At 36.8% G+C, this 13387-nt stretch carries 11 protein-coding genes; 10 read left to right on the top strand and 1 reads right to left on the bottom strand.

Annotated features, from left to right (window positions below):
* Positions 1 to 5 precede the first annotated feature (5 nt).
* The 10 genes from DIZ30_RS12525 to DIZ30_RS12570 are packed head-to-tail and all read left to right on the top strand — an operon-like array spanning position 6 to position 11988.
* A complete protein-coding gene (locus tag DIZ30_RS12525) occupies positions 6 to 4670 on the top strand; it encodes a tape measure protein (protein WP_109023254.1) in 4665 nt (1554 codons plus the stop codon).
* Positions 4663 to 5490, top strand: coding sequence for a phage tail domain-containing protein (locus tag DIZ30_RS12530; protein ID WP_109023255.1), 828 nt, complete (start codon positions 4663 to 4665; stop codon positions 5488 to 5490). The genes DIZ30_RS12525 and DIZ30_RS12530 overlap by 8 nt, the downstream gene beginning before the upstream one ends.
* An 8-nt stretch (positions 5491 to 5498) precedes the next feature.
* On the top strand, positions 5499 to 6518 hold the full coding sequence (locus DIZ30_RS12535) for a phage tail protein (RefSeq protein WP_104775151.1): 1020 nt from the start codon (positions 5499 to 5501) through the stop codon (positions 6516 to 6518).
* Complete coding sequence (locus DIZ30_RS12540) at positions 6519 to 7565, top strand: hypothetical protein (protein WP_109023256.1); 1047 nt, start codon at positions 6519 to 6521, stop codon at positions 7563 to 7565. It begins immediately after the preceding gene.
* Positions 7565 to 9802, top strand: a complete 2238-nt coding sequence (locus DIZ30_RS12545) for a BppU family phage baseplate upper protein (RefSeq protein ID WP_109023257.1) — start codon at positions 7565 to 7567, stop codon at positions 9800 to 9802. Before DIZ30_RS12540 ends, DIZ30_RS12545 begins: the two co-directional genes overlap by 1 nt.
* 18 nt (positions 9803 to 9820) lie before the next feature.
* The gene (locus tag DIZ30_RS12550; RefSeq protein ID WP_109023258.1) at positions 9821 to 10267 is read left to right on the top strand and encodes a hypothetical protein; all 447 of its coding nucleotides are present in this window, start codon (positions 9821 to 9823) and stop codon (positions 10265 to 10267) included.
* Position 10268: 1 nt separating this feature from the next.
* A complete protein-coding gene (locus DIZ30_RS12555; RefSeq protein WP_109023259.1) occupies positions 10269 to 10406 on the top strand; it encodes an XkdX family protein in 138 nt (45 codons plus the stop codon).
* A gap of 37 nt (positions 10407 to 10443) precedes the next feature.
* The gene (locus DIZ30_RS12560) at positions 10444 to 10737 is read left to right on the top strand and encodes a hypothetical protein (protein WP_002333313.1); all 294 of its coding nucleotides are present in this window, start codon (positions 10444 to 10446) and stop codon (positions 10735 to 10737) included.
* Between the two features lie 23 nt (positions 10738 to 10760).
* Positions 10761 to 10958 carry a phage holin gene (locus DIZ30_RS12565; RefSeq protein WP_002311605.1) on the top strand — a complete coding sequence of 66 codons (198 nt, stop codon included), beginning with the start codon at positions 10761 to 10763 and terminating at the stop codon, positions 10956 to 10958.
* 10 nt (positions 10959 to 10968) lie between these two features.
* Positions 10969 to 11988, top strand: a complete 1020-nt coding sequence (locus DIZ30_RS12570) for an N-acetylmuramoyl-L-alanine amidase (protein ID WP_109023260.1) — start codon at positions 10969 to 10971, stop codon at positions 11986 to 11988.
* A gap of 34 nt (positions 11989 to 12022) precedes the next feature.
* Here DIZ30_RS12570 and DIZ30_RS12575 read toward each other — a convergent pair whose 3' ends face one another.
* On the bottom strand, positions 12023 to 13024 hold the full coding sequence (locus DIZ30_RS12575) for an Abi family protein (protein ID WP_109023261.1): 1002 nt from the start codon (positions 13022 to 13024) through the stop codon (positions 12023 to 12025).
* Positions 13025 to 13387: the final 363 nt, after the last annotated feature.

Below are 13387 nucleotides of genomic sequence, written 5' to 3' on the forward strand. Positions count from 1 at the left end.
AATGAATGGCAGCAGATGCAACAATAAATATTGATGTAATGCTCTCTAACCTTCCGAATTTCAAAAACGACGTCTCTTTCGTTGATGACGTTCTGACGAAGCTAGGAATGAACACTGGATCAAAGATGGATGATTCATTCAAAAATGAAACGACAAAGATAGAAACAATTGCTAAGTCTACAAAAAAAGATGTAGACAATACTTTTGATAATCCAGTTAAGTTCACTATCAAAGCGGATAACTCAGATGCTGAAAAAGATGTCAAAGAAACAAAAGCTTTTTTGAAAGATATTCCGAAAAGCAAGATCACTGAATTCAAAGCAGATAACGATGGCGCTAGCTTAAAGATCAAAGCAACTAAAGAAGGTATTAGTGAAATACCTAAACAAAAAGAAACTATTTTGAATGCTGATGCCACTCAAGCAAAGTCTGAAACAAAAGAACTTGGGGAAACTGCTGAACGAACAGAATCGAAGTATATGAGCTTAAAGGACAAGCTTTCTATTGGTGCAATTGCTGGAGTTGCTTCAAGTGCAATTCAAGTAATCACAGGTAGTTTTAGCGATCTTATTGGTGAATCTGTAGAAGCCTCTGACTCAATTGATAAGTTCAAATCAACAATGAAATTGGGCGGATTCGGAGAAAAAGAAATTGGCGAAGCAACTAAAATCGTTCAAAAGTATGCGGATGATACCGTCTATGATCTAAGCACAGTTTCTAACACGACAGCTCAATTAGCGGCTAATGGCATTAAAAACTACACCGAGTTGACTCAAGCAGCAGGTAACTTAAATGCTCAAGCCGGTGGTAATGCTGAAACGTTCAAATCTGTAGCAATGGTCATGACACAAACGGCAGGAGCGGGAAAATTAACAACAGAAAACTGGAATCAGTTGGCTGATGCCATTCCGGGCGCTTCTGGCGTACTTCAAGAAGCAATGAAGAAAAACGGTGCTTTTACTGGGAACTTCCGTGAAGCAATGGAAAAAGGCGAAATATCTGCTGATGAATTCAATACAGCCATTACTGAATTAGGTATGAATGATGGTGCTATCGAAGCTGCTAAATCCACCTCAACTTTTGAGGGTGCAATTGGTAATTTACGAGCCAATATCGTAGGCGGTATAAATGACATCATCAAGCATTTAGGCAAGGATAAGCTTACAGGTATTATCAATGGCGCATCTGATTCAGTCGTTGGATTATTCCGGCATGTTTCTGATGTGTTTTCTTATCTGGACAAAAACAAGTCGACGATTGGAAATATCACAGGGAACGTTAAAGATTTAGCAAAAGCGTTAGTCTCAGGCGCTTGGGATCAAGGAAAGGATATTCTCCTTGCCGTCGCAGATATGTTCGGCTTGATCGATGATAATACAAAGAAAATCAAAGATCCTCTCAAACAGGTGGATAAAATCATTGAGAACCTAGCTGACAATAAAGATAAAGTTGAATTACTGGGTAAAGCACTTGTGACTATGTTCGCAGTTAAAAAAGGTTTTGAATTCATTTCGATGATAAAAGATGCTAAAAAACACTTATTAGAATTCACTGCTATTGAAAAAGCAACTAGCTTTTTAAGTGGAGGACTAGGAAACACCACAAAAGCAGGAGTGACTCAAACAGTTACGGAGACGGCAGCTACTGTAGCTCCTGCCGCTGTTGGTGGAGCAGGTGTTGCAGCGAAACTAGGCTCTTTAGTTACAGGTCTTGCTAAACTGACACCGGTTATAAGCGTGCTAGCAAGTGTACCAGAGCTGTTTAAAGAAGGATCTGCTGGTGAAAAAGCTGGAGGATTTCTTGGCGGCATCGGTGGTGGGCTTGGTGGCGCTAAGCTAGGTGCAACGATTGGAACACTGATAGCTCCTGGAATTGGAACAGCGATAGGCACAGTGCTAGGTGGCGCGGCGGGCCAGTTCGCCGGCTCGAAATTCGGTAGTGGGTTTGTTGGTAGTTTGCAAGAATCTCTAAACGGGAAACCGTTGAAGCCTAAAGTCAAAAAAACCAAGGCTGAAATCGAGGTAGGAATAGACGAAAAGAAAATCAGCAAAAAGATTACCCCTGCAATTAACAAGTTAAATAAAGAACTTCTTATTAAGATGGGAATTGATACTAAGAGTGCTCAAAAAGCAAAAAAAGAATCCGACAAACTTTTTGAAGAGATGGGCAAAGACATCGATGATTACTATGACAGCAAACAAAAAAGATCTAAAAAGGATCTAGATTTACTTGTTAAACAAGGGGTTATGACACGTAAAGAAGCTGATAAACTCCTAAAAAAAGAACAAGAAAACAATGATGCTTCCAAAAAAAGTAAAAAAGATGCGCTCATAAAAATGCAGACGACTGTCAACGAGTACTACAAGAAGGTTGAAGAAATTCAAAACGATTCTAGTAAGAGTGAGGAGCAAAAGAATAAAGAATTAAACAAGCTAAGAAAACAGTTTGTTAAGGACTATGTTGCTGATCAATTTGCCATGAACGGAAAAGCGGTTGAAGCAATCGAAAGCGGAGCTAAAGAACAAGAAGATTTGCTTAAACATCTTCGTAAACAAAAAGGTAAATTAAACGCTAAAGATTTAGAAGCCACTCAAGAAGAAGCTGACAAACTATACGATGCCTCTGTTAAGCCTGCTAAAAAAGCTCGGGACGATATTATTACTGCGGCTGACAAAAAGTACAAAGAGACTGTTAAAGCAGCTAAACGTCAGCGAGATGAAACGGGTACTCTTTCACAAGAACAGTATGAGAAAGTTGTAAAAGAAGCAAGAAAGCAACGTGATGATACCCATACCGCTGCAAAAAATCAATACAAAGAAGTAACTTCTAAAGCAAAAGAGCAACATGACAAAGTTAGTGGCGAAATCAGCGCTCAAAAATCTTCAGTTGTGCGAAATGCCCAAGAGCAAGCTAGAGAACACAAAGGTGCTGTTGATGGTGAAACAGGTGAAGTTGTAGGCTCTTGGGATGAAATGAAAACAAACATGGGATCCATTGTTGAAGGTGTCGCACACAGTATTGGCCATTTGATACATGCACTGAATAAAGACTGGGGAAACGATCTTATTGAATACAAATTCGGTGCACATGCAAAAGGTTCTAGTGGATTGACCGAAGACGAAATTGCTCTGGTTGGAGAAGAAGGATTCGAGCTTGCTCATCATCCATCTAAAGGTATTTTCCCTGTGGGTGTTAGCGGTCCAGAAATTCGTCCTCTGCAAGCTGGTACTTCAATTTTACCCCATCATATGTCTAAAGAATTCTTGGCAATGACAAAGGGGCTACCCGCACACAAAGACGGTGTCTGGGGTACTATCACGAATATGTTTGATTGGGTTAAAGATAAAGCTAAAGATGTATGGTCTTTCGTTTCAGATGGTGCCGGCAAAGCTTATGATACGATTGCTGATAAACTTGGCGTCTCTGACTTTTTAGATAACCTTGGTGATTCAGCTGAATATAAAGTTGCTGCAGGTGGTATCTCTAATATAAAAGATAAGATTATCGAATACGCACAAAACTTCTTTGATAAGTTTAATGAAGAAAATGGAGGCGGCAGTTTCGACGGGGCGATGGCTGACAATGTCTATAAATATTTAGTAGATATTGCAAACCAAGCCGTTAGGAAATTCGGTATGAGCGGGATTACTTCAGGTTACCGACCAGGTGATCCTTACGATCACGGGAAGCATCAAGCGATTGATATTGCTTATCCGTCAAGTATGAATGGTTCAAGCAAATATTTTGATCCTGCAAACTGGGTATTTGAGAATTTTGCCGATAAAGTTGGGTATGTTATCACACAAGGGAAAGTGCGTGATAGAACTGGACAATCGGGTCAACCAGCAACTGGTTCATGGGAACCATGGCCAGATAATGATCATTACGACCATTTGCATATCACTGGTAAATTAGGATCAGGAGATATTTTCAAAGCAGGAGGCGGTAGTTCTCCTGCTGGTTCAGGTGCTGAAAGATGGCGAAGCCAAGTAATTGATGCTGCAAAAATGGTCGGATTTCCAACAGATAAAGGGCATATAGACAGAATCATTAGTCAGATCCAAACAGAATCAGGCGGAAATGAGAAAGCTGTTCAAGGTGGTTATACAGATATTAATACCATTACTGGAGACTTAGCAAAAGGATTGATGCAAACAATTAGTGCTACTTTCAATGCTTATAAGATGCCAGGTCATGGCAATATTTTTAATGGATATGATAGTATCTTAGCCGGTTTAAGATATATCATGGCTCAATATGGAACAGGTGCTGGCTTCTTTGCAAATATCGGAATGGGGCATGGTTATGCTGATGGTGGAGAAATAAATGGTCCTGAATTAGCATGGATTGGGGAAGACCCTGCTTATCCAAAAGAATTTATGATAAATCCTGCTAAATCTTCTGCAGATGACTTGATTATAAAAGCAATCCGCTCGAGGGAACAATTTAGACCTGCTTCAGCAAATAATGTATCAAGCAATTCGAGTGGATTTTTAACAAGCGAAATTTCAGAAAGTTCACTTCAGAAGCTGTCTCAAGCTTTGAATAATCGTCCAGTTGAGGTAATTAGTCATCTAGACGGTAAGAAAGTCAGCAAAAGTGTAGATGAATATACTGGTTCATCATTAGCAAGAAAACTATATACGAGAGGAAAGAATTTCAATGGATGATAAAACATCAGTATTTCTCCAATTTAGTACAGGTAAATTTGACTTACTAGCAAATTACCGAATAAAAATCATTGATATAAAAATTGGGATGCCAGTACCTAAAAATGAATTTTCTTCTTATGCAGGTTCAGTAGGAAAAAAGCTGCTGACACACTCATTTGATTCTTTTCCTATTACTTTTGAATTTGATTATTTTGCAGACAATCTAAATGATCTTATTTTGACTGAAACAGAATTGAGAGAACTATTTAATAAAGAAGCTGAATACTACTTTATCTATACGAAAGAACCTGGTAAAAGATACCCAGTGATCGTTGAGAGTATGACTGTAACCAAAAAGGCATATTTTAAAGGAAATTGCGTTGTATCATTTTCTGCCTATAAAGGATATTCTGAATCGATGGCAACGACTTTATCTGATTTCAGTTTGGATGAGGATTGGCAGTTTTCTCAAGGTCTAGTTTCTGAAGATTTTAGTTATACACACAATACTAGTTTCTTTAAGATTTTTAATGCTGGCAGTTTTGAAATTGATCCGAGAGAGTCAGATTTACGTATTACCCTCGAAGGAGAATCAGAAGGAAATGTGACTATTTTCAATAAGACCACAGGCGATCGTTTCATTTATCATCCTTCTCTCTCAACTAATTTAGGGCAGACGTTAGTTTTGGATGGTGTATACCCAAAATTGAATGGTGTAAGTTGTGGTATTGATACAAACCATGGACTAATCACTTTAGCTGAAGGGGTCAATGAAATCGAAATTCAAAATATTACTAGAGTGAAATCTTCTTGGGATTTCCGTTTCTTGTATAAGTAGGTGATACTTTGAAAAACATATTAATACGTAATTATGAAGAAACGAAAGAGGAAATCCTTATTAACTACGATAAGGATTCTTTTTCTGTCTCGTGGCAACAAAATGAAACGTGGGAGTTATCTGTGACTGTACCAGAAACAAAAAGGAATCAAATAACCTTTGATTTAATTGACTATGAAAACTATGTTGTTTTTGATGGTCAGCAGTATTCAATCAAGCAGATGAGACCATATGCTTCTGGTAGCCAAATCTATAAAGATGTAGTAGCAACTCATGTCTATTACACTATTCAAGATGGATGGCAATATGACACCATATCTGGAACAAAATCAATCAATGATCTTCTGACTCATATTTTTAAAGCTGGAAACCGAGGATTTAGTTGGGAAGTTGTAGATCCCAATAATGTATTTTTAAAAAAGGAGCAGGAGAATTTTGGAAATGATAATTATTTAAATCTTATTAATGAAATTTTGGAAGATTACGGTGCAGTTGTGATACCAAACAATAAGCATTTAGTATTTTACCCCATTTCAGATTATGGAAATATAACTGAGCAACAAATCCGATATAAATATAATACGGATGAAGTGTCGTTTGATATTGATACTTATGCTTTGAAAACACAAATTAAAGGATTTGGTAAGAAAAAAGAAGATGACTCATATTATTTTAATCCAGTTACTTATACTAGTCCCGAATCACAGAAATGGGGAATCAGGATACAAGACCCAATAGAAGACGAACGTTACACTATTCAAAATAATATGATTAAATATCTAAAACAACAGTTACACGACTATCCAGATGTTTCAGGATCCGTAACACTAAAATGGGCCGTATCTCTTAACAAAGGGGATAAGGTCCTTTTTGTTTATGAACCTTTGAATATAAGTACCTACATTCAAGTTGTGGGAATTACTGATTATCCAGCTATCCCTAATAAAGCGCCAGAGATTGTATTATCAAATACCAAGAAAACAATCACTTCAATACTGGCAAATCTTGCTAAGAAAGGACTGATGTAGATGGGGCTTGTTAAACTAATATCAAATAATATCGCTTTAAAATGGAAAGAAACATTCAATAAAAACGTTGATTATCTGAACAATCTTGAAAAGAAACTGTCTGATCAAGACAAATCAACGAACAGTCGTATTGATAATCTCGTGCTTCATTCAGGCGGTGATTCGCCAAACGAAGTAGTGGATGCACGAGTTAACAATAAAGGGGAAGTTTTTGACACACTGCATGGCAGACTATTAGAACATGAAAACCTGTCGGACGAACAAATTAGTGAATTAATTACAAATGCCGCTAGTCAGAAAGAACAAGTAGAGCAATTAAACAAAGCAGTCCAGCAAATCATTGGAGGGTATAACGAACCTATCAATATTTACGTTTCAAAGGATGGAAGCGATCAGACGGGCGATGGTGCGGAAGAAAGCCCATTTGCAAGTATACAAGCAGCAATTAATACAATTCCATTGATTACCATGGCTCCAATTACAATTTTCGCAGAGGATGGAACATTCTTAGAAGATATAGTGATTAAAGGTTTATCTTATCAATCTTTAACCATACGACCGATTAATGACATAAGTAGTATTGACCCGTTAACCTCGGACTTACCAGTTAAAGTAAGAAGTATAGCTGTCACTGCTTGTTCTGGACACACAGATATTGTTGGAATTCAAATAGTTGACACTGCAAACGCGCCGTTGTCTCCTGATGGTAAACGATATGGAATTATGAATGAACAAAGCGGATATATGGGATTGAATAAATGTAAGTTTGCTGAAAACACTAAATCAATGAATTATAACGCTATATATGTTGGCGGTGTATCAAAACTTCGGATGTATGGATATACTACTGTTATTAATCAAGACACCGCCTTATGTGTTCGTCGTATGGCTGAAGCATTAGCTGGTTTAGAAGGATCGGGGAATAATATAGGCATTCGTTGTGATGATGCGATTGTAAGAGGAACTGTTCCGTCAACATTTGCTACGACTGCCACGAGTATTGGTGGAAACGGCTTGATTATTTCCAAAGGGCAGGTGTTAAGTTAATGGTTTATAAAATGAATGAATCGATCATTGTGATTCAAGCAGAAGCCACTAGTCCAAACAGGACGAATGTTGTTTTTTGGTCGCATGATCGAGGAACAGCTAAGCTTCGAATGAAGTTAGTTCGGAAAAACGGCATCCCTCAAAGCTTACCCGAAGGGACAACTGTTCCGATTCGCTTGATGTTCAAATCTGCAACGGCAGAAGGTGGTTATGGTAAACATGACTATCTAGCTACGGTAGAAGATCCTGTGAATGGGATTGTTTCTATTGTGTTAGAGGATAATATACTGGGATACGTAGGCACCGTAGAAGGTAGCGTATATATTGATTTTCCAAACGACCGCTCGTTAGATACAGCTGGTCGTTTTACTTTTTATATCAAACGCAGTCCAATCGATGATAGTACGCCAGAACTAGAAGATTATTATTTCAATGGTTTCAGTCAGACCATTGATAAAATCGAAAAAATTCTAGCTGATGGAAAGCTAGAGATTGAACAGAAAATTGCGGAATCTGAAACGCAGATTGATGCGAAAGTAAAAGATACAAACGACAAAATCACGAAAGCCAATCAAGATGTCGCAACTCTCAATACTAATATTGATAAGGCGAATGACCGTATTGATCAAACCAATCAGAAAATCGGCGATCTCGGCAAGCTGAAAAAGATGTACAGTAACAGCATCGACTTCGGGGACTATGATTATAGTGGGAATCCGAATTTAATGCCTGTTTTAAAAGCTAAGGATTTTTCTCCAAACTCACAGATAACAATAGAAGATTCTGGAAACAGTTTAAAAGTCACTTTTGCTGATAGTGAGGGAGCGAAATTTTTAACATCTATTAAAAGTGTCCCAGCGTTACTGCCAGGTACTCAATATACTTTAAGTGCAGACGTTACTGTTTTAGAAGGATATAAAGGTGACTTAAACAGTCTAAGATTGGCATATAGAAAAACACCAGGTGGAAATATATTACTATACGCAACAGCTAGAAATGCTCAAGTTGGTAAAAAGACAAAAATATATGCAACCGCTAATTCTAGCGCAGCAACAGACCCGTCAATTTTTGATAGAATGTACTTCACTATTGATACAACTTCTACAGACCCATTTGTTGGAACAGTTTTAGTTGAAAATATTAAAGTTGAACGCGGCTCTACAGCCACTCCGTACCAGCCTAACTTACTTGATGATCCTTACTGGGTAGGTAAAGCGCCATTGGGTGATAACTTAATGACAGGTACATTTCCGGTTTCAAATAGTCAATACGCTATTTTAGGTAGAGTTTTGAAAAAAAATTTAGAGATTGGTAAGACCTATACAGCAACACTTAAGGGTACAAAACCTACTACACAAACATTTGCGGCTTATAGTGGTGGGACGGTTAAGTTTGGAGATTTTAAACCAGTTGAGGGTTTAACAGATGTCTGGAGCGTTACATTCACTGTATCAAACTTAAGTAATTCACCAGCAAACTTTACTCTCTATCAACAACCACAAGCCACAATTGGCGCATGTCAAATCGACTGGCTCAAGATCGAAAAAGGCAACACTCGAACCCCGAATATTAGTGAGTATAAATACTTCGGTGAAGGATTGAAAGACAGCAACAATCCGAACGACTACAGTTGGGATGTCACACCTGAATACACTGAAAAAGGCTTGAATAATACGGTTAGTTTGACCGAACCACAATCTGTAGATGGAACTAAGAACTTTTTAGAAACCCCTCTAGTTAATGGAAAAAATGTACTGGTAGAAGAAAAGCCGTTGCCTTATGAAGCGTGGCATTCAACAGGAACTGAACAAACTGGTATTTCTAATAAAGCTCGGTTAATTATTGGACCAGTAGCAACTACCATTGGAGCAAAATTGAATCGATCCATGAAAGAGAATCCGTTGACTTGGAATTCTGGAAATTGGCAAGCCACAGCTAATCGAGACTGTACTTTGTTGGTAGAAGGGCTAGTTAGATATCAGTTTGGCGGATCAACAGCTGGCCAGTATGGTTATATTACTTTTTATAAAGACGATGCCCAAACTAGTTCTATTGGTTTTGCAGGTGGTGTTGGTATAAATGAAACTGCATTACAATGGAAGCATGGGCTTCACTTTAGTAGAATTTTCGCGTTGAAAAAAGGAGAGTACTTCAATATCACTTTTGAAACTCAGGATGGTAAGAAGTTAGATTTTTCTCAAATAAACACGCTGCACATTATGGAAATAGAATCTTAGATTAAAGGAGTGAAATAAATGAAAAACATTTGGAAATATGGACGTACTGGCGGAGAGTACGCAGGAAAAGTATTGGACGACATGCTTGTGTCCGTTCCCTACGCGGATCAGCCACCGCTTGAAGGGATTCGTGCTGATGGCGAACCGCTAACGATTGCTGATCAGATGTTTGATCCTAAACTGAACCAATGGATTGTTTTAGTGAATGTACTAGATCACAACGATTTAAACAATCTCAAAGCGATGTATGAGTCGTTAGAAAATGAGAACGGCGATTTAAAACAGCTCAACGCCAAACTCATGCTAAACAATGTAGCAATTAAACAGGAAAATACTGCATTGAAAGAAAAAGCGGATAGTTTAGCACAAATCAATTCAAAAATGATGCTTGCTTCGTTACAAAATAGCAAAGACATTTCAGAAATTAAAGAGCAACTAAATCCAGCTTCAAAGGGAGGTGAGTAGTATGTTTAGTTTTAGCGATGTGAAAATGATGTATGATTGGGGCTGTTTTACTGACGATCAAGTTCGACTATTCGTTCCACTATGCATTACAGACGAAGAAGCAGATAAAATCATTAGCAAAGAAGAGAGCACATCTTAATTGATGTGCTTTTTATTTTGATTTAAGGAGTTGTCACATGATTAATTTAGGAGAATGGGGAATGATAGCAGGATCAATAACCGCTATCGTTTCTTTGATTTTATTAGTAATTAGACCGATTGCTGCATCTTTCTCGAAGATTACTGAGACTCTTTCAAAAGTAAGCCGAAATTTAGATTTATTGACTAAAGATTTAGAAGCAAGCAAATCTGATCGCATTACTATTCATGAAGAACTAAAGAAACACGATGAAAGATTAGATACACATGCAGAAAAATTGGTAGAACACACACAACAAATTAAAACTTTATTTAGAGAAAGATCTAGGTAAAAAAAGAAAGGAGTTAAGAAGAAATGATTTTACCCGATAAGTATTATCAAGTCATTAAATGGACGGTTTTAACAGTATTGCCAGCTGCTTCTGTGTTAGTAGCCACGTTAGGAAAAGCATATGGATGGAATGGAACAGATATGACAGTTCTGACTATCAATGCAGCAGCAACATTTTTAGGTGTTATCACTGGTGTGTCGGCTTATAATTTGAAAAAATAGGAGGAAACAAATGAAAAAGAAAATTACTATTACTGCGATGAGCCTATTAACGGCTCTTTTTTTATTGCCAATTAATGGATTTGCCTATACGATTAACAATGAATTTAATTTAGGTGTAAATGAAGGTAGCTCTCAAGTAGCGAATAATCAGTATATTTTACTGCATGAAACAGCTAACGAAACAGCAACAGGACGAAATGAAGCGCAGTATATGCAACGTTCATGGACTAGTGCTTACACTGCTTACATTGTGGGAGACGGCGGAATTGTTTATCAAGTCGGTCAACCTGGTTATGTACAGTACGGTGCTGGTTCGTATGCTAATGCCAACAGTCCTGTGCAGATTGAGTTACAACACACACATGATAAAGCAACGTTTGAGAAAAACTACAAGGCATACGTTGAATTGGCTAGAGATTCAGCAATAAAATATGGTATTCCATTAACATTGGACACGCCTTATAACCAACCAGGAATCAAATCGCATTTATGGGTAACACAAAATATTTGGGGCGATCATACAGATCCTTACGGTTATCTTTCTGAAATGGGCGTAAGTAAAGAAAAATTAGCATATGATTTAGCTCATGGATTTACCGATGAAAATCCGACAACTTCAGATGATAAACCAGTCATTGATCCAACTAGAGCAGGTGCAGCAAATCCTACACTGACAGATGGAACGAATTACGCCCACATTGATCAGTTTGGAGAAATCGAAAATGCAAACTTGCATGTGGCTGGATGGCACATTGCTAACTATAAATACGAGTATATTTTCATTATGGATTACAATACTGGAAAAGAATTAGCTCGAGTAAGAGCTGATGGAATTTATAGATCAGATGTAAATCAAGCTTATAATACTTCTGGAAATGTTGGTTATCATGTATCTTTCAATATGCGTAATTTTCCTAATAAGAAAGTCTATGTCATGATGCGTGCAACGAATGATCCAGAAGGGAACACTAAAGGCGGTGCGCAAGATTTCCATGACAAACGTTGGTATTTAAATATTCCGCAACGATAAAAAAATAGCCCCTCGATGAGGGGCAGTACATATGCTATACATTTCTCAAGAGAGAACAAATATTCTTTGGAATCATATACTTTCTACACATTAAATCATAAGCTTTATAATTTCTTTTTTTTAAGGTAACAAAAATAGATTCTAGTTCATCTATAAATTGACTTTGCACTAAACTTCTCGAAGATAATAACAAGGTAACTGATAAAAAAAGCCCAATTATTGAATCTGAACGACCATCTTTGACTAGCATATGAGTTTTCTTGTTTTTAGAGAATAATTTAAATTCATATTTAGGTAAAACATTTTTTTCTTCCACACAGTGATTTACAATTCTTTGTCCATGCGCTACTCTATTTCGGTAAATGTGAATAAATTTCAAGGATTTTATAAATAAATTTTTTTGAGCACTAATATCTTGGATTTTTGGTTTCATAAAAACAGAAGAAATATCACTTTTAGCTTCTTTTGGGCAAATACGATACAACTCATAGATTGTTCCTAAAGAAAGTGCAGGGATGGAAATCCAAGGTGGTACATTATTATGTTCTTTTTTATAATACTCAATTGAAGGATCTCCACTTTTTTTGATGCATTTTTCTAAATGATCAATAGTGACTTCTCTTGAAGGTCGACCTTTCATCTTACCGTGTTCTACAATATATCCCCACGAATAATTGTTTTTATTTAAGTAATTAGTTTGCATTTCACCAATGTATAAAGAGATATAGTAAGAACAAGATGTTTTTAATGTAGTCTCAATCATAGAAAAATATTTGTAGAGCAACGAAGATAAGTTTTTGTCAAAATCATATATACTTAACAAATCCTCAAAGTAATTTCCTTGAAAATCATCTTCAAAATCGCCTTCAGCATTTTGAGTAGAAATCGAGAATAATTCTTTATAGCGATTTATTAATCCATAATAAGAGTTATTCATTAGTACATATTTAGCATTTTCACTGTCTTTAAATTTTAAATTTCTTTGTTTTAAAATTTCAATTTGTTCTTCTAGTGTCTTAAACGGTTTATCTGACATTTTGGTCACCTCTACAAAAAAAAGTCCCGCTATAATTGGTGCAGCGAGACATGGAAGTAATCTTCCGGATTCTTTTATTAACTAAAATATACCACTTCTTGAAATTACAGTAAAGCACTTAGAAGAAATTAGCGAAATTATTTAATTATTTTTTCCGTTCCTCGACCATCTGTTCTATTTGACGTTATAAAAATAGCCCCTCATTTTTGAGGGGAAGTACATAATTATATTGAAAACTATAAAAATCATTCGATAAAATAGTGATGTTGTCGCATATCTTCACTATCACTCATAAATAGTCACACTCCAAGATATGCGATAACAGGTTTGTTGCCACACATTCTACTGGTTGATTGTTTATGG

The organism is Enterococcus sp. H57, from assembly GCF_003112495.1.
Lineage (GTDB): Bacteria > Bacillota > Bacilli > Lactobacillales > Enterococcaceae > Enterococcus_B > Enterococcus_B faecium.

What these genes read in the sequence shown, in the direction of transcription:
- DIZ30_RS12525 (WP_109023254.1), top strand. Translation starts at nt 6, where the DNA reads ATGGCAGCAGATGCAACAATAAATATTGATGTAATGCTCTCTAACCTT.
- DIZ30_RS12530 (WP_109023255.1), top strand. Translation starts at nt 4,663, where the DNA reads ATGGATGATAAAACATCAGTATTTCTCCAATTTAGTACAGGTAAATTT.
- DIZ30_RS12540 (WP_109023256.1), top strand. Translation starts at nt 6,519, where the DNA reads ATGGGGCTTGTTAAACTAATATCAAATAATATCGCTTTAAAATGGAAA.
- DIZ30_RS12545 (WP_109023257.1), top strand. Translation starts at nt 7,565, where the DNA reads ATGGTTTATAAAATGAATGAATCGATCATTGTGATTCAAGCAGAAGCC.
- DIZ30_RS12550 (WP_109023258.1), top strand. Translation starts at nt 9,821, where the DNA reads ATGAAAAACATTTGGAAATATGGACGTACTGGCGGAGAGTACGCAGGA.
- DIZ30_RS12555 (WP_109023259.1), top strand. Translation starts at nt 10,269, where the DNA reads ATGTTTAGTTTTAGCGATGTGAAAATGATGTATGATTGGGGCTGTTTT.
- DIZ30_RS12560 (WP_002333313.1), top strand. Translation starts at nt 10,444, where the DNA reads ATGATTAATTTAGGAGAATGGGGAATGATAGCAGGATCAATAACCGCT.
- DIZ30_RS12565 (WP_002311605.1), top strand. Translation starts at nt 10,761, where the DNA reads ATGATTTTACCCGATAAGTATTATCAAGTCATTAAATGGACGGTTTTA.
- DIZ30_RS12570 (WP_109023260.1), top strand. Translation starts at nt 10,969, where the DNA reads ATGAAAAAGAAAATTACTATTACTGCGATGAGCCTATTAACGGCTCTT.
- DIZ30_RS12575 (WP_109023261.1), bottom strand. Translation starts at nt 13,024, where the DNA reads ATGTCAGATAAACCGTTTAAGACACTAGAAGAACAAATTGAAATTTTA.